19 protein-coding genes are annotated in these 17,646 nt (G+C 72.2%); 1 reads left to right on the top strand and 18 read right to left on the bottom strand.

The window, feature by feature from the left end; genetic code table 11:
- Window positions 1-26 precede the first annotated feature (26 nt).
- From AB0D10_RS01035 to manB, 12 genes are all read right to left on the bottom strand, one after another.
- Window positions 27-641, bottom strand: a complete 615-nt coding sequence (locus AB0D10_RS01035) for a 3'-5' exonuclease (protein ID WP_360249084.1) — start codon at window positions 639-641, stop codon at window positions 27-29.
- Between the two features lie 85 nt (window positions 642-726).
- Window positions 727-2,148 carry an SAM-dependent methyltransferase gene (locus tag AB0D10_RS01030; protein WP_360249081.1) on the bottom strand — a complete coding sequence of 474 codons (1,422 nt, stop codon included), beginning with the start codon at window positions 2,146-2,148 and terminating at the stop codon, window positions 727-729.
- Window positions 2,149-2,240: 92 nt separating this feature from the next.
- A complete protein-coding gene (locus AB0D10_RS01025; RefSeq protein WP_360249078.1) occupies window positions 2,241-4,196 on the bottom strand; it encodes an ABC transporter ATP-binding protein in 1,956 nt (651 codons plus the stop codon).
- 315 nt (window positions 4,197-4,511) lie between these two features.
- Entirely contained in the window at window positions 4,512-5,135 is a 624-nt protein-coding gene (locus tag AB0D10_RS01020) for a hypothetical protein (protein ID WP_360249075.1), read from the bottom strand.
- A gap of 47 nt (window positions 5,136-5,182) precedes the next feature.
- Window positions 5,183-5,575, bottom strand: a complete 393-nt coding sequence (locus AB0D10_RS01015) for a hypothetical protein (protein WP_360249072.1) — start codon at window positions 5,573-5,575, stop codon at window positions 5,183-5,185.
- Between the two features lie 377 nt (window positions 5,576-5,952).
- Window positions 5,953-6,570, bottom strand: coding sequence for a DUF5753 domain-containing protein (locus tag AB0D10_RS01010; protein ID WP_360249069.1), 618 nt, complete (start codon window positions 6,568-6,570; stop codon window positions 5,953-5,955).
- Complete coding sequence (locus AB0D10_RS01005; protein WP_360249066.1) at window positions 6,567-7,073, bottom strand: hypothetical protein; 507 nt, start codon at window positions 7,071-7,073, stop codon at window positions 6,567-6,569. The genes AB0D10_RS01010 and AB0D10_RS01005 overlap by 4 nt, the downstream gene beginning before the upstream one ends.
- Window positions 7,070-8,005, bottom strand: coding sequence for a phosphotransferase (locus tag AB0D10_RS01000; protein WP_360249063.1), 936 nt, complete (start codon window positions 8,003-8,005; stop codon window positions 7,070-7,072). The genes AB0D10_RS01005 and AB0D10_RS01000 overlap by 4 nt, the downstream gene beginning before the upstream one ends.
- Entirely contained in the window at window positions 8,002-8,871 is an 870-nt protein-coding gene (locus AB0D10_RS00995) for an endonuclease/exonuclease/phosphatase family protein (protein ID WP_360249060.1), read from the bottom strand. Before AB0D10_RS00995 ends, AB0D10_RS01000 begins: the two co-directional genes overlap by 4 nt.
- Window positions 8,868-9,059: a hypothetical protein gene (locus tag AB0D10_RS00990; RefSeq protein ID WP_360249057.1), complete on the bottom strand. Its 192-nt coding sequence runs from the start codon at window positions 9,057-9,059 to the stop codon at window positions 8,868-8,870. The genes AB0D10_RS00995 and AB0D10_RS00990 overlap by 4 nt, the downstream gene beginning before the upstream one ends.
- Window positions 9,056-9,190, bottom strand: a complete 135-nt coding sequence (locus tag AB0D10_RS00985) for a hypothetical protein (RefSeq protein ID WP_360249054.1) — start codon at window positions 9,188-9,190, stop codon at window positions 9,056-9,058. Before AB0D10_RS00985 ends, AB0D10_RS00990 begins: the two co-directional genes overlap by 4 nt.
- Window positions 9,191-9,425: 235 nt before the next feature.
- Window positions 9,426-10,805 carry a phosphomannomutase/phosphoglucomutase gene (gene manB / locus AB0D10_RS00980; RefSeq protein ID WP_360249051.1) on the bottom strand — a complete coding sequence of 460 codons (1,380 nt, stop codon included), beginning with the start codon at window positions 10,803-10,805 and terminating at the stop codon, window positions 9,426-9,428.
- A 146-nt stretch (window positions 10,806-10,951) separates the two neighbouring features.
- Between manB and AB0D10_RS00975 the strand changes: the two genes are divergently transcribed.
- Window positions 10,952-11,476, top strand: coding sequence for an NUDIX hydrolase (locus AB0D10_RS00975; RefSeq protein ID WP_360249048.1), 525 nt, complete (start codon window positions 10,952-10,954; stop codon window positions 11,474-11,476).
- Window positions 11,477-11,493: 17 nt separating this feature from the next.
- Here AB0D10_RS00975 and AB0D10_RS00970 read toward each other — a convergent pair whose 3' ends face one another.
- Genes AB0D10_RS00970 through AB0D10_RS00945 form a run of 6 tightly spaced genes read right to left on the bottom strand, consistent with a single transcriptional unit; the run spans window position 11,494 to window position 17,629 of the window.
- Window positions 11,494-12,663, bottom strand: coding sequence for a UDP-N-acetylglucosamine--N-acetylmuramyl-(pentapeptide) pyrophosphoryl-undecaprenol N-acetylglucosamine transferase (locus AB0D10_RS00970; RefSeq protein WP_360249045.1), 1,170 nt, complete (start codon window positions 12,661-12,663; stop codon window positions 11,494-11,496).
- A 20-nt stretch (window positions 12,664-12,683) separates the two neighbouring features.
- Window positions 12,684-13,406, bottom strand: a complete 723-nt coding sequence (locus AB0D10_RS00965) for a nucleotidyltransferase family protein (RefSeq protein WP_360249042.1) — start codon at window positions 13,404-13,406, stop codon at window positions 12,684-12,686.
- Window positions 13,403-14,521 carry a DegT/DnrJ/EryC1/StrS family aminotransferase gene (locus AB0D10_RS00960; RefSeq protein WP_360249039.1) on the bottom strand — a complete coding sequence of 373 codons (1,119 nt, stop codon included), beginning with the start codon at window positions 14,519-14,521 and terminating at the stop codon, window positions 13,403-13,405. The genes AB0D10_RS00965 and AB0D10_RS00960 overlap by 4 nt, the downstream gene beginning before the upstream one ends.
- Entirely contained in the window at window positions 14,518-15,246 is a 729-nt protein-coding gene (locus AB0D10_RS00955; RefSeq protein WP_360249036.1) for a WbqC family protein, read from the bottom strand. Before AB0D10_RS00955 ends, AB0D10_RS00960 begins: the two co-directional genes overlap by 4 nt.
- 29 nt (window positions 15,247-15,275) lie before the next feature.
- On the bottom strand, window positions 15,276-16,436 hold the full coding sequence (locus tag AB0D10_RS00950; RefSeq protein ID WP_360249033.1) for a UDP-galactopyranose mutase: 1,161 nt from the start codon (window positions 16,434-16,436) through the stop codon (window positions 15,276-15,278).
- Window positions 16,433-17,629, bottom strand: coding sequence for a radical SAM protein (locus AB0D10_RS00945; protein WP_360249030.1), 1,197 nt, complete (start codon window positions 17,627-17,629; stop codon window positions 16,433-16,435). The genes AB0D10_RS00950 and AB0D10_RS00945 overlap by 4 nt, the downstream gene beginning before the upstream one ends.
- Between the last annotated feature and the right edge of the window lie 17 nt (window positions 17,630-17,646).

The following is a 17,646-nucleotide window of genomic DNA, read 5'->3' as shown; positions in this document are numbered from 1 at the left end:
CGGAGCGACCGCCCCGGGCACCGAGTTCACCACAGCGTCGGCTCCTCTGGCCCACTGCTCGCGGCCGCCGGCCGGCCGGGCATCTTCGGCGGGACCGCGACTTCGACCAGGTCGTCCCACGTCGCGTACTGGTCTGCCAGGGTGAGGAGCAGCAGCGCGGTGACGTGAGCGTCGTACCCGGCCCGGTGCCGTGCTCCCCGCACCGTGCGGGTGTCGATTCGGGTGTGAGTGAGCAGCGCGTCCAGGGTGTGCCGGGGTGCCTCGGGCACGGCAGCACGGGCGAGCCTCAGCGTGTCGACCACGCCGAGGGGCGCCCAGGTCGGCAGATGTCTCATCAGGAGGTTGTAGTCGACGGCCGCGTTGTGCGCCGCGATCCACACACCGTCCAGGTCGGCCTGCACCCCTGCCGCGATGCTCTCCCAGCGGGGCGCCCCCGCCACGTCGTCGTTGGAGATGTGGTGCACGCTGGTCGCGAACGGGCTGATCGGGGTGGGCGGCCGGACGAGCGCGGTCTTGATCTCCGCAGGCAGCACGGTCCCGTTGACGATCGGTACGGCAGCGAGTTCCACCAGATCCGGTGGTGAGGCGCCGTTGCCCTCGGAATCGATGACCAGCAGTCGCGGCCAGGAGCTGAAGTCCACGCGATCTCTCCAGAGGGGCAGTTCGAGGTGCAGGGGAACGGTGCGGCCAGGCGTCGACCGACGGCGGCTGTGCCGCAAGGCTGCGTCAGGACCGGGTGCTTCGGTCGGGGTCGGGCTTGACCGCCACCCCTGCCCAGCTGGCCCGCAGACCGAGCACCGGCCCTTGCGGGTGCCAGGCATCGGTGTGGACCACGCCAGGGTCCAGAAGCTCAAGGCCGTCGAACAGGGCGCGGACCTGCTCGCGGCTGCGGGGGCGGATCGTGAACCCGGCCGTGGTCAGGCGCGCGCCGACCCGGGCTGCCTGCGCAGGGTGTGCGTCGGCGGTGGCGTGGCTGATGGACACGACGCTGCCCAGGGCCAGGGTGGAGCGCAGCGCGGTCATCGCGGCGGTGACCTCGTCGTCGTTCATCCAGTGCAGAACGCCGTGCAGCGTCACGGCCACCGGTCGGCTCAGGTCCAGGTACGGGAACCGGGCGATCCTGGCGAGGGCTGCGGCCGTGTTGTTCAAGTCGGCTTCGATGACGTGGGATGCGTCGCAGTCGTCCAGCCAGGTCTTGGCGCAGGCCATCACGACCGGGTCGTTGGCAACGTAGAGGAAGCGGAGCGCGTCCGCGTCCGCGCCTGCTAGCCGGGCCCGGTGGTGCAGAAGCCGGTCTTCGTAGTCCTCATCGGACGGCCCCTCCGGGGGGAGGGTCGTGCCCAGGTCGAGGAACTGGCGGATGCCCAGGGCGAGGGCGTGTTCGACGACGCGGTAGGGGTAGGCCTGTTCGGCCTTGACGATCTGGGGCAGGCAGGGCGCGGCCTTGAGGAGGTCGTCGGCCACGGCTCGGTCGGCGTTGTAGCAGTTCGTTCCTCCTGCCAGTGCCTCGATGATCCGGGCGGTACTCGGCTGGGACAGGTCGATTCGGGAACCGCCCGGCAGCAGGGCATCCGGCTCGTCCTTCTCCGGCGCGGGTGGCGGCAGCTCAGTGCCGTCCTCCAGGTAGGCGACGCCTCCGGTGCGGAAGGCGCGGGCGCAGGCGAGGAGGCCCGCGGCGTTGGTTTCCTCCATGTGGCCGCTGCTGGCGGCGTCCTTGGGGTCCTTCCACGCCCAGCCGTGCAGCTCGTCGCTGGGTACCTTGATCCGGTCGGTGTCGGCCTCGTCGATTTCCCCGAGGTAGATCATGATGTTGCAGGGGTAGGCGCCCGGAATGGTCTGGGCGCCGGGGAACATCGGCTTCGCGCCGGTGAGGTGGTGCACGGCTAGCAGGCGCTGCACTGTCACGGGCACCCCGAGCTCTTCGCGGGCTTCGCGTTCGGCGCATTGGCGCGGCGACTCGTGCTCCGCCTTGCCTCCCGGCAGTACCCAGGTGTCCGACATTGCGTGGTGCACGAGGAGCACCTTCCCGGCGCAGGGGATGTAGACGCCTGCGGCGGTCGCGGTCCGGACCCGGCCCCCTTCGGCGAGCGGGTCGTGGTTGGTCGTGGCGGCGCCGGCAGGGGTCGGAGTAGTACTCGGCAGGGTCATCGGTCCTCCGAAGGTGGTTGGGGTCGTTGGTCAGGCGGGGGCGTCGGCCGCGCCGGTAGGGCGGCGGCCGACGCCTGATCAGATCGAGGCCGCTACTCGGCGGCGGTGCGCGGCGCCGGCACGGACCGGTCTGTCTGGAGGTCGAGGAGTTCACGGAACAGACCGTCACTCCGGTGGGCGAGCTCATCCCAGGTGCCGATCTGCACGATCTGGCCTTCGTCCATGACGACGACCCGGTCAGCGAGACGGGCGTTGGCGAGGTTGTGCGTGACCAGGAGGGTGATCCGGCCTTCGCGCAGACCGAGCAGCGCGTGGAGGATCTTGTGCTCAGCGCGCGGATCGAGGTCACTGGTCGGCTCATCGAGGATCAGCAGGCCCGGCTGGCGAGTGGTCCGGTAGAAGGCGCGGGCGACCGCCGCGCGCTGCCAGCCACCGCCGGACAGCTCCGCGCCGCCCTGCCAGCCCTGCGCGAGGAGGGTCCGCCAGCCCGACCGCAGCCGGGTCACCATCTCATCGAAGCCGGTCAGTGCGGCTGCCGCCGCGACGTCTGCGTTCGGGTCGCCATCGTGGTGGCCGAGGTGCACGTTCTCGGACGCGGGGAGCGGCCAGCGCGCGAACTCCTGCGGGACGCGGGCGACGTTGCACCACATCGCGTCGGCATCCAGGTCGCCGACCGGCACGCCGTCCCACGTGATCGACCCGCCGCCGTCCTGCGGGATGTACAGGCCGGACAGCAGCTTCAGGAGCGTCGACTTGCCGCTGCCGTTCTGCCCGATCACCGCGACGATCTCCCCCTCCGTCAGGGTCAGGTCGATGCCGCGCAGTGCCGGCTCCTGCTGCTCACCGGGGTAGGTGTACGTGAGGGCCTTGACCTCGATCCTCGTCGGCGCCCCGGGCAGCACGTCACCCCGCGCGATGCGGTGCCCGCCGGCTTCGTCGAGGAACTGGAAGAAGTCGTCGAGGAAGAGCCCCATCCGGTAGAGGCGGGCACCGTTACCGACCATGCCCTGCACGCCGTTGCCGGCCGTGCGCAGCGCGAACGTGGCGGATCCGGCGGCGGCCAGACCGATCCGGCCGGTGGAGACCAGGTACAGCAGCGCGCCCCAGATCAGTGCGGACCCGGCGCCGGTGCCGACCGCGGCGAGCAGCGACACCTTCGCCGCCTCACGGCCTGCCTGGTCGGTCGCAGCGGCGATCCGCGCCTCGGTGTGCCGGTACTTGGCCATCATGTGCGGGGTGACCTGGTCAGAGCGGACCTGATCAGCCCGTCCCTTGTCGATCAGGTACCAACGGTAGATCCGCAGCGCCTGCCGCTCCTCACCGGTCGTCACGGACGCCAGGTAGTGGATGCGGGCGGCGCGCACGGCAGCCACACCGGTGGGCACCGAGCCGAGGAGCAGGAAGGGCACGAGCCACAGGTTCAGCGTGGCCAGCACCCCCGCCGCCGCGACCAGCGAAACAGTGGAGGCGATGACGTCCTGCGCCGAGGTCAGCAGGTCCGGGGTGGTGGCCGCTCCCCGGTCGGCGGCCTCCCACCGCTCCCCGTAGGACGGTTCGTCGTAGGCGGCGAGTTCGGCCGAGCACCCGGCCTCGATGAGTGCCATGTCCGCCTCGCGGTTGATGCGGGGCGCGACCCTGCCGGACAACGTGGTCACGGCGACGGCCAGGACGGCGCGCAGCGCAGCAGAGGCGGTGAGGATGGTCAGCGACGGGGCGGCGGCCCGCAGATGACCGGTGACAGGCCCAGGGCGCAGCAGAGCCGCCAGGGTGCCGGTCGTGGCGTAGAGGGCGAGGGCGCCGAAGATCCCGGACGCGGCCTGGCAGATCAGGAGCAGCACGGTGGAGCGCCGGTCGGCGGCCCACGCCAGGTGCAGTGCGCGGCGCACGAGCTGCGGGAGGCGGCGCACCATCGCGCCCGTGGAGATCGACTCCCCGGCTTCCTTCCGCTTGTCTCCGTAGTACTGGGTGCGGAACTCCTCCGCGTGTTCCTCGGCGGCGGGCTGGGCCGTAGCGGCGGCCGGCGTCGGTTCGGGGTGGGTCTTGGTCACGTTGCTCCCTGGTTCGGCGGCTAGGCGGCAGGTGCGCGGGCAGGCCGGGTCGTTGGACCCGCCGGTGTGGCGGGTCCAGCGGGGGCATGCCTGGGTCGCAGCGGTGCCGGGCTGGCAGGCTGCGACGGGGGGTCGCTGGTGCGGACCCTGATCCTGGCAGTGCGGTCACGAGGTGTCCGGCGTGTCTCGGCCGGGCTCACTCGATCAGGTCGGATCCATGTCGCTGTCGGCGAGTTGGTGGATGTCGATCAAGAATCGTCTGAGGCCGCTCCTGGGGAGAACATGCTTTCCGGCAAAGCTGGTTGACGGTGACGGTCAGGTGGTGACGGATGCCTCGGTGAGGCCGTGGAGCGAGTTGAGCTGCCGATAGCCCACCATCCAGCACAGCTCCAGCTGGTCGAACGCCACGGGTACCAGTTCGTCACCGGACAGCTCGTCCAGGGTCAGCGGATCGTGCACCACCCCCTTGAGGCCCCACGGGCGGCTGTCCTGGGCCCGGACCGCCGTGAACCCGGCGCGTAGCCGGGGGCACATGCTCACGGCGGTCGGAATGCAGGTTGGGCAGACGGGTGGGATCGCGATGACAGCGCCCTCGACGGGACGGTCCGTTCCCGCGAAGAGGAACACCGCCGACCGCTCGCCGTCCTCGTGCGCGGGCATCGCGCAGACCTGGCACAGCAGGTCCCGCATGCAGCGGATCTGACGCCGGGTGTGGATGGACGCGAACTTGGCGTGGCCGCGCCCTCGTGCCAGTGTCTCCCGCGGCAGAAGGAAGCCGCGCCAGTGGCGGTCCCCGGGGTGCTCGTCCGCGTACCCGAGGTACTGCCCCTGCGGCCCGTGCCGACGCACGACCGTCGGCGGGGTCGGAGTCTCGGGGCTCCAGGCGACGATGTACGGAACAGGCAGCCCGACGCGGGGATCGGTCAGTAACTCGGCCATCCAGTAAGCCCTTTCGGTGGGAGATGAGCGTGCACTCCTGCAGTCGGTCACCGCTGCTCACGGTCGCGGACCCGGCCGCGCCAGCCCTGTGTCCAGCGGTCGACCGTTGAGCGCCGGTGGCGAGCCCGCTGACGTGGGCTGGAGCGGCTTGCTTCCAGCACCGGTGGCCCGTTGTCCGTCGGCACTGCAAGCTCGGTCCTGCCGATGCCCGTGTCGACGAGCAGGATGTGGTTCCACACCAGCTCGTTGAGCTTGCGGATGCACGGCGCGCAGGCATACATGGGCGCCGTGGCGGCGGCCACGGTGACGGGGCCGATCCACATCACGCGGGTCCACTGACCGCAGTAGAGCCAGCACAGGCCGCTCTCCCACGGGTTGCCGTCGCCGTTGGCGGGCACCGCGGGACGGCCACCACGGGCGAACTCCGCAAGGCCAGGCACCACCAGGACGGAGGACGGGGCAGTGTCGGGAAGCGGAATCACGCCGCCGCCTGTTCGATGAGCGCCGCCAACCCACAGGTGCGGCCCCCGGGCAGGTGCCCAGCCCCGACGAGGCGCGGGCCGGGCAGCCGGCGGGTCGCTACCGGTCGGTCCCCCAGAGCGCGTGCGCGGGCGAGGACCACGCCGTGGTGAGCCTCCGCCCCCAGGATTTGCTGGCCGGGCGTAGCCAGGTTGGTGCTGAAGGAGCCCCTGCGGAGCCGAAAGGGAATCATGGCTGTTCTGCTCGGGCCAGCGGCGAGAGTGAGGCTGGTCATCAGCTGCTCCCTTCGGGGTGGTCTGGTCGGCGGGCGGGGAAGGTGGTGGGGCCGTCTTGGGCCTCAGGTCTCGTCCAGTACCTGTTCGATCAGCGCGCGGGCGTCGGCCCCGTACAGCGCGGCCTGGCGCAGCATGGCGTGCACGGCCCGGTAGTTGGCGACGGCGTCCGGGGCGGTGATCGTCCGTAGACCGGACAGGTCCTCGGTCTCGACACGGCCGCCCGACTGCTGCTGGTCGGAGAAGATCGAGAAGCCGCCGGTGGAGTGGATGGGCACCGCAGCGCGGGCGGGGATCACGCCGAGGCGCAGCCCGGGGGTGTCGAGTTCCGCGATCAGGCGCTCCAGCTGGCCGCGCTGCACGTCCCGCCCGCCGATGGGGGTCAGCAGTGCCTGCTCGCCCATCACGACCTCGTAGATGTATCCGGGCCGCCCGAGGAACTTCCCCCGCTCAATGCGGGCCTGCACCGCGACCTCGACCTCCTCGTCGGTGATGCTGTAGATGGCGCGCAGGTTCTCGAACACGGCCCGCACGTACGTGGGGTTCTGGATGTTCCCCCAGATCAGGGACGGGTGGTAGCCGCTGTAGTGGGCGGTGTTCTCGGCGAGGTCGAGGAACACGCGCTGGACGGCGCCCAGGCCGCTCGGCCCGCCTTCCCAGCTGATGGTCTTCGCGTTGCTCATGGGATACTCCTCGACGGGGTTGGGGCTGGTTCGAGAGCTGCGGCCGGTGCCAGGGCTCGGCCGGGCCGTCCGGTGGGCAGGGAGTCCGCTCCGACCAGGCGAAGCGCCGGGAGGCTGCTGCTTTGCCGACGGTCGATGGTGACGGTCAGCAGGTTCCAGCCGTTCCAGGTGCCGGCGCGGGCGAGCAGCCCGTCGTGGCGTACCTCGACGCCGACGGTGAGCCGGCCGGGCGTGGCGAGGTAGACGTCGGTGGCGGCCCGGCCGCCGGGCAGCGCGCGCCGGGCCAACTCCTCCGGGGTGGGGCCGCCGGGGGTGTGGACCTCGCCGCGCAGGCCATCGGCGTAGGTGACGGTCGTGGCCGTGTAGCGGCGGGGCTCGCCGTCGATCGCGGCGGTGATGGTCGCCGGTCCCTCCTGGTCGGCGAGCAGGAGGACGGGGATGCCGGTACGGGCGACGGTGTCGGCGGCCAGGTCGCCGAGTACCTGGTGTTCGGGGGTGGTCATCGTGTGGCCTCCACGGCGAGCGTCGAGCTCATACGCCAGCTCCAGGGCAGGCGGGGCGACGGCACGGCCAGCACGGTCTCCAGCCGCAGCGCCGCCTCCTCCTGCCACCGGGGCAGGGCCCCGGAGACCTCGAGCGCGGTCACGCAGCCGGTCAGAGCGGACAGCCGTGTGATCGCCTGGTAGGTGCGGCCCCGGTCGTGCCGCACCACGTCGACGCCGTACGCCGCGGCGAACTCCGCGTAGTCCGCGCTGTTTCCGCCGAACGCGTCCCGGTCCCAGGCCACGGCGGCCAGGTCCTGCCAGGCGTAGCCGACCGCGACCCGTTCGAAGTCCAGGAGCGCCGGACCGGCAGCCGTGGTGATCGTGTTGGCCCAGCCGACGTCACCGTGGACGACGCACCGGTGCTCTGGCCACGCCGCAGCTGCCCACCGTTCGCGGGCCTCGTCGAAGAGGACGCGCAGCCGCATCCGCTGCTCGCCGTTGACCGCTGTGGGTGCCAGGGCGGTGATCCGGCGGGCCAGTTCCGGGAACGGGTCCATGGCCGGCAGGTCGAGGTCGTTCGGGACCTCCAGGGAGTGGAGGGAGCGCAGCAGTGTGGCCAGTTGGTGCGGGTTGGCGGCCGGGCCGGTGCCGAGGTCGTCGGCGAAGGTGACGAGCAGCGGGTCGGCGGTGGCGGGCTGGGTGGTGTGCCCGGCTGGGCGGGGGGCGGGGATGCCGTTGCGCAGCAGCCACAGCGCGATCCGGTTCTGGCGGTGCGCGGCTTCGGCGCTCGTCCCGGGTTGGTGGACCTTGGCGATCACTCCGGCACGCGGCAGCCGGTACACGTGGTTGAAGCCGTGGGCGATCAGCTCGGCCGTAGCCGGGTCGAAGCCCTGTTCCCACGCCGCGTTGAACACAGCGCGCCGGGAGGCGGGTTCGGTCATGAGGGTCATGCCGCTGCCGCCTGCGGGCCGGTGGCGGTGTTGTTGACGACGGCTCGCAGCCGGTCGAGGTCGAACACGGCGCGGATCGGTCGGTGGTCGCTGAGGTGTTCCAGGCCCGGGACGACGTCGAAGGAGGTGATGGCGCTGGCGGTTCCCGGGTCGGCGTACGCCCGGTCGATGCGGCGGTCCCCGCCCTGGGCCGGGTTGCGGTAGCCGGCGGTCGGGGTGAGCGGCGCGTGGTCGCTGCTGCGGGCGGCGGTGTGCCGGGCGAGGTCGACGTATCCGGCGGCGGCCATGGTCTCGTCCGGTCGGGTGTCGGGGATACGGCCGAGAGTCGGGTGCAGGTAGGTGCGGTTGTGCAGGAACTGCAGGTCGGTGATGCGCGCGAGGTCGGGCTCCTCCCCGACGGGCGGGGAGTTCCAGTCGCCCATGGCCAGCACCCGGCCGTCTGCCTTGGAGACGGTGCTGTACCACTCCGCTTCGATGAGGCGCAGCGTCGGTGACCAGTAGCAGGAGTGCTCGCACACCAGGGCGAGCAGGCCCGGCCCGGTGTTGCCGTGCTCGTCGCGGATGGCGACCTGCAGGTTGGCCTTGGGGTGCCAGGGGGCGCGGCGGTGCTGGGCGGTGTGCTCGACGGCGAACTCGAACGGGCCGTCCGGGCGGAGGAAAATGGCGTTCTGGTTGGGGCTGACGGGGGTGTGCGCGGCGAGGTAGCCGGCCATGCCGAGGGCGTCCTGCACGCGGCCCTGGTCGCCGGGTTGGAGCTCACCCCAGAACACCAGGTCGGGCCTCTGGCTGGCCAGCCACTCGCATGCCTCGTCCAGGTGCTTGCCGTGCTCGACGTTCCAGTAGATGACGGTGCTCGTGGCGGTCAACTCGATTGCTCCTCAGTGGCGTTGGCGGGGCGCAGGAAGTGGGAGAGGTTCTGGCGGCGGAGCTGGGCGGCGGGCTGGACGCGGGCCTGGAACAGGTCCAGGCCGGTGGTGGCCGGGGTGCTGTGCGCGCCGGGGAGCTGCTCGCCTCGGGCGCGTCTGGGCAGCTCGGGCCTGGGGGTGGCCGTCACCGGGGGCCGGGCTGGACGGCGGGGCGGCGGACGACGCGGTAGACGGCGCCGGGCGCGGCTGGAGCCCAACGGCCGGGGTCCGGCTTGGGCGGGCTCTCGGCGGTGCTGACGGGCTGCTGGGGCTTGGTCATCGGTTGGTCCTTCGTTCGGGTTCGGGCATGGCGGGGCGTCCAGGCGTCGTTTGTAGGTCGCGCCGGCGGGGCGGGCTGGGTCAGCGGGGTTCCCGGAGGATCCACTTGGCGGCAGCGCCGCGGGCTGCGGGGTCGGCCGGGACGACGCACACCCGTGGGATCGCGGCGGCGAGGTACGCGAGGCCGGGGCGGGCGGCGGTCAGCAGCGGGGTGGAGCGGTCGCTGAGGCGGCTGGTCAGTCCTGGTGGACTCCGCCGGGAAGGAGACTCAGGACACGTCGGCGAAGGTCGCCGACGTCCGTGCGGGAGCCCGCTTCGATCGTCAGCCGCACCACCGGATCGACGTTCGAGGCGCGCAGGTTGAACCAGCGGCCGGGCCCGTAGGTCACCGTCAGGCCGTCGAGGAGGTCGGTGGCGCCGGGGAACGCCTGGGCGACGTGGTGGACGGTGGCCCGCGGGTCGGCTGCCGGGATGTTGATTTCGCCGGAGGTGACGTAGCGGGTGAACGGGGCGAACAGCTCGGACGCCGGCCAGGGCTGAGTGCCCACCGCGGCGAGGGTGTGCAGGGCGGCCAGCGGACCGGAGTCCGCGTGCCAGAACCGGCCGAAGTAGTAGTGCCCGGATGCCTCACCGCCGAGGATCGCGTCGGTGGCCTGCATCTGCGCCTTGACGAAGGCGTGCCCGACGCGGGAGCGGACGGCGACGCCCCCGTGCTCGCGGATCGTCTCGGTCGTGGCGTGGGAGGTCAGCAGGTCGTGGACGACCGTCCCGCCGGGCTGGTCCGCGAGGTGGCGGCAGGCCAGTAGGGCCAGCAGGGCGCACGGCGGTACGGCCTGGCCGAGTTCGTCGACGACGAAGCACCGGTCCCCGTCCCCGTCGAACGCGAGGCCGAGGTCGGCTCCGTGTTCGACCACTGCCTGTTGGAGGTCGCGCAGGTTCGCCGGCTCCATGGGGTTGGCGTCGTGGTTGGGGAAGGTCCCGTCGAGTTCGAAGTACAGCTCGACCATCTCGACCGGCAGCCCGGCCAGCAGCGGCGGCCAGGTGAGCCCGGCCATGCCGTTGCCCGCGTCGGCAACGATCCGCAGCGGCCGAATGCGGTCCAGGTCGACCTGTCCGCGCAGGCACGACGTGTAGTCGGCCTGGAGCTGGACCCCCGTCGTCGTGCCGGAGCGGGCGCCGGCGGCGAGGGCGGGCAGGCCGGTGTGAAGGAGGGAGTGGATCTCCTCCAGGCCGCTGCCGCGGGCGATGGGGCCGACGCCCGCCCGGGTCAGCTTGATGCCGTTGTCCGAGGCCGGGTTGTGACTGGCGGTGATCATCGCGGCGGGGAGGCCCAGGGTGCCGGAGGCGAAGTAGATGACGTCGGTTGCCGTCAGACCGGCCCACAGCACGTCGGCGCCGCGCGAGCGGACACCGGCCGCGAACGCCTGCGCCAGCTCGGGCGACGTCGGGCGCATGTCGTGCCCGACGATGACCTCGGTCGCCTGGAGGAAGTGCACGAAGGCTTCTCCGGTCGCGCGCGCCAGCTCCGGGGTGACCTCGGACCCGGCACGGCCCCGGATGTCGTAGGTCTTGATCGCGGGGTGGCAGGCCGCGCCCGGTTCCTCGACGGTCGTCACGATGGCGTTCCTCCTGGTGCGGTTCGGGCGTGGGAGTATCCGGTCGTGCCCCGGTTGCAGCGGGGCACGACCGGCTTCGTGGTGCGCGGGGGCAGGCCACGAAGGAGCACCGGAGCGGTTCCGGTGCTGGCAGAGGGGAGTTCGGCATGAGCGTTGAAGTGCCGCCGGGGCACGCCGAGGTCGCACCCGGGTACGTCCGGGCAACGTGGCCGATGGCAGCGGGCGCGCTGATCACGGACGAGGACGGGCGGGTGCTGCTCGTCAACCCGACGTACCACACCGGAGAGTGGAAGGACCGGTGGCTGTTCCCCGGCGGGGGCATGGACCGCGGCGACGCTGGCCCGGACGCGACGTGCGCCCGGGAGGTCGCTGAGGAGCTGGGTCTTGAGTGGCCTGTCGGGGACCTCCTGGTCGTCGACTGGATTCCGCAGGACGGCCGGTTCTTCGAAGAGACGATCTTCGTGTTCGACGGCGGAGTGATGGACGCCGCCGCGCGCGAGCAGGTCCGCCTGCCCGAGGACGACGAACTCGCCGGGTTCCAGTTCTTCCCGCTGGCGCAGGCCGTGGCGAAGCTGGCCGCCCCGGACGGCCGGCGCCTTGAGCAGGCTGTCGCCGCGCGCGAGCGCCAGGCTGGCCCGGTGTTCCTGAAGTACGGGCGGCCCCGCGTGTAGGTGGCCGGTGGCGGGGTTCACCGGTGGTGCCCCGCCCAGGTGTGGTCGATGATCAGGTCCGCGAGCTGACGGGCAGCGTCCGGGGCGCCGAGCCGCTGGGCGGCCTGGCTCATGTCCGCCAGCCGACTGGAGTCCTTGAGCAGCGGCAGCAGTACCTCACGCAGCCGCTCGGCGCTCGCCTGGTCGCCGACCATGGCGAGTGCCGCCCCGGCGTCCTGGAGGGCTTCGGCGCCGCGCTGCTGCTCGTGACCGGCGGTGGGCACGAGCGGGATGAGGACGGACGGCCGGGCGAGCGCGGTGAGTTCGGCCAGCGTGCCCGCGCCCGAGCGGGACACGACGACGTCGGCCGCCGCGTACACGTCGGCGAGGTTGCCGGACACGTAGGGCACCAGGTGGTACCGCTCGGCGAGGGCGGCGGGCAGGCTGGTGGTGGCGGCCTGGAGGGGGCCGAGGTTGTCCGGGCCGCACTGGTGCAGGATCTGGCAGTGCTCCAGGAGGTCGGGCAGGATCTGGGTGACGAGCCGGTTGATCTGCGCGGAGCCCTGGGCGCCGCCGGTGACGTAGACCAGCGGCAGGAACGGGTCGAGCTGGTAGTGGGTGTGGGCGGCGGCCCGGTTGCCGCCGAGCAGGGCGGGCCGGATCGGGTTGCCGGTGACGACGGCCCGCCTGCGGACGCGCGCGGAAAGGGAGTCGAGGGAGGTGGCGTGGCTGACGGCGATCGTGGTCGCGAAGCGGGCGAGGACCCGGTTGGCCAGGCCCAGCGTCATGATCTGTTCGTGCATCACCAGCTTCCGGCCGGTCAGCCGGGCGGCCAGCCCCACGGGGACCGCCACGTAGCCGCCGGTGGACAGCACGACGTCGGGGCGGCTGCGGGCGAGCGAGGCGATGGCCTGGGCGATGCCCAGCGGCACCTTGAGCATGTCGAGGGCGGTACGGGCGAGCGCGCCGGGGCGCAGCGAGCGGCGGACCTTCCCAGCGGCGAGCGGCCGGAAGGGGATGCTGTTCTCCTTGGCGATGCGGCTTTCGAGTCCGGAGCTGGTCCCGAACCACGCCGCGTCGAGGGCGATGCCGCGTTCGTTGAGGACGTCGCGGACGGCCTGCACGGTGGTCAGCGCCGGGTAGGTGTGGCCGCCCGTGCCGCCTCCGGCGACGACGAGGCGGACGGTGTTGCGGCGGGATCGGGACACGGCGGGGCTCCAGGGGTGGGTCAGGCGGCGGGTGCGGCGGGCGGGTCGAGCAGCAGGTAGGCGCGCTGGACGCTGGCCGGGTCCTTGATGGCCTCCCACCAGGGGAGGACCACGGCCGTGCCGGGGGTGCCGGCGGCGAGGGCGTCGTTGACGGCGTCCTCGTAGTCGCGGTGGTGGGCGGTCAGCTCGGTGATCCGCTCGATGTGCTGGCGGCCGGAGATGTGGTGGACCCAGATGTTCACCAGGTGGCCGGGCGGGCAGCCGCCCTCGGGTCGTTCGATGATGCAGGCCAGGTCGGTGGTGCTGCCGGGGTGGAAGCCGAGCATCCCGCCGGTGAAGGTGCGCTCCAGGACGGCGGACGCTATCGCGATGCCGCCGCCGGGAAGGGCCGCGGCGACCTGCTCGTACGCGGTGTCGGGGACGATGTCGGTGATCCCGGAGACGAACACCTGCTCGCAGTCGGCGGACAGTCGGCGCAGGCCCGTCAGCGCGGCGGCGTGGGCGTCGGGGCCTTCCTGGAGGACCACGGTCAGCGGGACGTCGCCGACCGCCGGGCGGGCCTGCTCGTAGACGGCCTGGGTGTTGGCGGGGTTGGCGACGATGACGAAGTGGTCGACGTGGGCGGCGCGGGCCTGGCGGACGTGGCGGCGGACCAGGGACTCGCCGTTGAGTTCGAACGTCGGCTTGTCCTGGCCCAGGCGGGTGCCGTGCCCGGCGGCGAGGAGGATCGCAGTGGTGGTCATGGCAGCTCCTTGTGGTCGTCGAGGGTTTCGAGGAGGCGGTCCGCGACGTACTGCACGTCGTGGTCGGGCAGCGCGGGGTGGTAGGGCAGGGCGAGGGTCCGGCTCAGCAGCGGCTGGAGGTCATCGCTCTGGCGCGGCGTCCGGTACGGGGCGAGGGCCGGGTAGGCCGTCCACGGGGCCGGGGCGGTGATCGAGGTGGCGATGCCGTGCGCGGCGAGCCGGTGGCGGACGTCGGTGGCGGTGTGCGGGCCCAGGTCGACCAGGTAGCGGCCCCAGGTGGGCTGCGGCTGGCGGCCGACCGGCAACAGACGGGGTCGGCGGGCCAGCAGGGCGTGGGCGTAGGCGTGCTGGACACGCTGGAGGCCATCGGCGATCTTGGCGCGCTGCTGCCACTGCTGGCCGGCGATCAGGGCGTCGGCTTCGGTCAGCGACCGGTTCCGGCAGAGCACGTCGCCTTCCTGCCAGCGGTGTTCGACTCCGGAGTGGGTGCGGCGCACTCGCACGAGGTGGGCGGTCTCCTCGCTGCCGGTGACGACGGCGGCGCCCGCGGTCGCGGACATGGGTTTCGTCGGGGCGAAGGACAGCAGGGCGGCGTCGCCCCACGTTCCGGGGCCGTGCGGGTCGGCGGGCAGCAGGTAAGCGCCGTCCTCGATGACGGTGGTGCCCTGGCCGCGCAGGGCTTCGATCGTGGCTCGGGCGTGCGTGGCGACGATCCCGGTGTGGTGGATCCAGATGACAACGGCGCCTCGTCCCGCCCGGCCGGTGACGGCGGGCGTGGGGGCGAGGCTGGCTGGGTCGACCGGTACCGGCACGGGGTACCCGCCGAGGCGGACGACGAGGGCCGGGATCGCCTGGAAGGCGTGCACGGGGATCAGGACCCGCCGCTCCCGGACGCCGACCGCCTCCAGGAGGAGTTCGAGGGCGTCCATGCCGCTGCCGACCGCGACGCACGGGCGTCCGAAGAACCCGCTGACCTGCTCCTCCAGACCGCTGGTGTGGCGGCCGTCCCGGAACCGTCCGCTGTCCAGGAGCTGGCCGAAGGCGTCCAGGGCCGCGGCCGTGTCGAGGGCGGGCGGCCTCCATAGCGGGATCTCGCGGCGTGGTGAGGTGCTCACGCGGCGGCTCCTGCCGGGAGGGTGCGGGCTGAGCGCAGGATGTCGAGGGCGCTGCGCCCGGTGTTGGCGAGCAGGTCCAGCGTGCTGAGGTTCGGCACGAAGCCGTGCCGGCGGTGCAGTTGCGGGTAGTTGGGCGGCCGGTAGCCCTGCCACTGGATGTCGATCCCGGCGTCCGCGAAGACCTGGACGTCCAGGTAGCAGCGCGATCCGTCGCCTGCAAGGTAGGTGTCGGCCCCCACCCTGCGGCACAGCTCGACCAGCCGGGCGCTCTTCACCGCGCTGACGGTCCCCAGTCCGCTGGCCGCCACGGCGGGCGTCTGGATGCCGAGGAGGCGCATCAGCATCGAGCAGCAGGCGTCGGCGAGTTCACCCAGGGTGCGCCACGGCCGATGGTAGAGCACGTCCAGGAGCGGTTCGCAGTAGGGGAGGTGCGGGGCCCGCGCGTATGCCTGGCGCACGGTCCTCTCGTGGACGGCCTGCCACCGGCGGGCCGCATCCAGCGGCATCTCGCGGATCTCCCCGGTGAGCGCCCCTGCCCGGCTCACGGGGGCGGTGAGCAGCGCCGTCCCGGTGTGGGTCTTGATCCGGTTACGGTTGTGCCAACCGCCCTTGGAGAAAGCCGCGTTGTCCAGCCAGATGACGAGGTCCGCCTGGTCGGCCTTGTCCAGCAGCCCGGGGTAGGGCAGGTAGTGCGGTTGGTGGATCGTCACGGTGGTGCGGCCCATGGGCGTCAGGTCCCCTCTCTCAGTCTCGGTCAGGCGTGGCGCAGTCGGCGGGACAAGGCGGTGGCGCAGGTCAGGGCTGCTGCGATGCTCGTGCCCATGTCGTCGTAGAAGGTGGCGCCCCGGCCCGCGAAGAGCAGACCGCCAGCGGCCAGGTGCTTGGCGTGCCGCCGGTAGGCGTCGGCCAGAACCTTGTTGGCCGGGCTGCGCAGGACGAAGTCCGTCTGGTACTCGCCGGGCCCGTGCCGCTCGTACCCGACCAGGGACTTGGAGCTGGTGACGGTCGCTCCGCCGCCCGGCAGCAGCGCCGGCGCGTGGGTGCGGTAGTACGGCACAGACGGGTCGGGGTAGGTGACGGTCGCCGCCCGGGGGGCCTCGCGCACCTCGGTCCGCCGCCACTCCACCGCCAGGCTGCGCCGCTCCAGCACTCCCTGGTCGAAGCCGAACCACTGGTCGATCGGCGAGGTAACCACGCAGGCCCGGGTGTACTCGGGCGGGTCGTCGGCGGTGGCCTGGCGTCCCAGCTCGATCCGGATGCCCGGCCGGTCGGCGAGCCTGTGCAGCATCGCCCCCCAGCCGCCGGCGGGCAGCCCCTGGTAGCGACTGCCCGGGTGGTACTGGTTGTCGCGGGTGAAGGTGAGCCCGAAGCGGCTGGTGAAGACCTCCGGGTCCAGCTTCGACGGGTCGACGCCCCACTGCTTGGAGACGTGTCCGTGAACGAACGCCTCGTACAGGCGGGGTCCGACCTTGGCGAGCGCCACGTCCTCGACCGTGAGCGGCACCCTCCCGCGGTACGGCGCGGTGTCCGTCTCCACCAGGCGCCGGGCCTGGTCCGGGTCGAGCCCGCCGCCGTACACCGCCTCCACTGCCTCCAGCCCGAGGGGCAGCGGGATCAACTCGCCCTGGTAGGAGGCGAAGACGCGGTGCCGGTAGGGGATGACGCGGGTGTGCGCGGTGAGGTAGGCCCACACGCGGCGACTGCTGGTGGCCAGGACGTGGGTGCCGCGGGGGTGGACATTGACGCCCAGGTGGTCGTTCCACTGGGAGGCGCACAGGCCACCGAGTCGCCCGGAGGACTCGACGACCAGGACCTGCACCCCGGGGACCAGCGCGGTCAGCCGCTCCGCCATGACCAGACCGACCAGGCCCGCGCCGACGATCGCCACGTCCGGGCGTCGGCGGGGGCTGCTCACAGGAACCACCCGTGCTGCGTCTCGAACGTGGCCGGGTCCGGGTCCGGCAGGCCCCCGTCGGCCCACTCCTCGATGGCGCGGCTCTGGTGGATGTGGCGGCACCCCGTCTTGTAGCAGCCGGACAGTGCCATGTTGGAGATGAGCCTGCGGGCGACCTGCTGGTGCTTCTCGCCGCCCCAGATGTCCTCCAGGTTGTTCTCGCGCAGGTCGCCGATCAGGTACTCCTGGCGGCCCCACTGCGGTCCGCAGATGTAGACCTCGCCGTTGGCGATGACCCAGCAGTTCAGGCCCCGGGCGACGGTCCAGCACCAGGTGTGCGCTCCGTTCGCGCCCTTGTTGGTGTCGCCCATGATCTGCCCGATCTGCTGCTGCCAGGACGTCAGGCCCAGGTCGGCGGAGAAGCGGGTCAAGTGGGCGCGGAACTCCTCGCGCTGCTCGGCATCGAGGGTGAAGCCGCCCTTGCCCTCGTAGTCGTCGACCAGCCGCAGGTGGATGTTGTCGAAGCCGACACCGGCCGCCCAGTCGTAGATCTGCTCCAGCCACTGGTAGTTGACGTTGTTGATCAGCACCTTCGCGTTGACCTTCGGCCCGTCCAAGTCGGCCGCCTCCCGGACGGCGAGGATCGCCCGGACCGACTCCTCCATGCGGCTGTGCGACTTCTTGCCTCCGGCGACCGCCTGGTAACTCGCGTCGTCGTAGGCGAACACCGCGGCCTCGATGAACGTCATCCGGGCCAGGACCTCGGGGCGGGCCAGCACCTTGCCCAGCACGAGGTTCGAGGCCATCCCGGCGCGGGTGGTGGCCAGGTCCAGGCCCGCGATGTAGTCGGCGACCTCACCCCCGCGCCACAGGGTCGGCTCCCCGCCGCCGCAGTACTGCATGCCGCGCACACCCATCGCCGCGATCGAGGCGTGCAGGCGCTGCGCCATCTCCACCGGCATGTCGGTGAAGCCGTACTCCTCGTTGCGGTCCTGCGCGTAGCAGTGGGTGCACGCGACGTTGCAGCGCATCGTCAGGTAGACCTCCAGGGAGTGCGGGGCCGGGGCGATGTCGACCTCGCGGACCAGCCGGCGGCCGGGGAACAGGCCGGTCGCGGCGTGGAGGACCTTGGTAGCCGAGGAGTACGGGCTCGGCTTGGCGGTGGTGGTGATCTGCTCGAATCCGGCGGGGCCGGACGTGCTCCGGTCGGACATGGTGACCCCTTGTGGTT

Origin of the sequence: Kitasatospora sp. NPDC048545 (genome assembly GCF_040651155.1) — a bacterium.
GTDB lineage: Bacteria > Actinomycetota > Actinomycetes > Streptomycetales > Streptomycetaceae > Kitasatospora.
This window is presented reverse-complemented; position numbering and strand designations above follow the sequence as displayed.

What these genes read in the sequence shown, in the direction of transcription:
- AB0D10_RS01030 (WP_360249081.1), bottom strand. Translation starts at nt 2,148, where the DNA reads ATGACCCTGCCGAGTACTACTCCGACCCCTGCCGGCGCCGCCACGACC.
- AB0D10_RS01020 (WP_360249075.1), bottom strand. Translation starts at nt 5,135, where the DNA reads ATGGCCGAGTTACTGACCGATCCCCGCGTCGGGCTGCCTGTTCCGTAC.
- AB0D10_RS01010 (WP_360249069.1), bottom strand. Translation starts at nt 6,570, where the DNA reads ATGAGCAACGCGAAGACCATCAGCTGGGAAGGCGGGCCGAGCGGCCTG.
- AB0D10_RS01005 (WP_360249066.1), bottom strand. Translation starts at nt 7,073, where the DNA reads ATGACCACCCCCGAACACCAGGTACTCGGCGACCTGGCCGCCGACACC.
- AB0D10_RS01000 (WP_360249063.1), bottom strand. Translation starts at nt 8,005, where the DNA reads ATGACCCTCATGACCGAACCCGCCTCCCGGCGCGCTGTGTTCAACGCG.
- AB0D10_RS00985 (WP_360249054.1), bottom strand. Translation starts at nt 9,190, where the DNA reads ATGACCAAGCCCCAGCAGCCCGTCAGCACCGCCGAGAGCCCGCCCAAG.
- AB0D10_RS00975 (WP_360249048.1), top strand. Translation starts at nt 10,952, where the DNA reads ATGAGCGTTGAAGTGCCGCCGGGGCACGCCGAGGTCGCACCCGGGTAC.
- AB0D10_RS00965 (WP_360249042.1), bottom strand. Translation starts at nt 13,406, where the DNA reads ATGACCACCACTGCGATCCTCCTCGCCGCCGGGCACGGCACCCGCCTG.
- AB0D10_RS00955 (WP_360249036.1), bottom strand. Translation starts at nt 15,246, where the DNA reads ATGGGCCGCACCACCGTGACGATCCACCAACCGCACTACCTGCCCTAC.
- AB0D10_RS00945 (WP_360249030.1), bottom strand. Translation starts at nt 17,629, where the DNA reads ATGTCCGACCGGAGCACGTCCGGCCCCGCCGGATTCGAGCAGATCACC.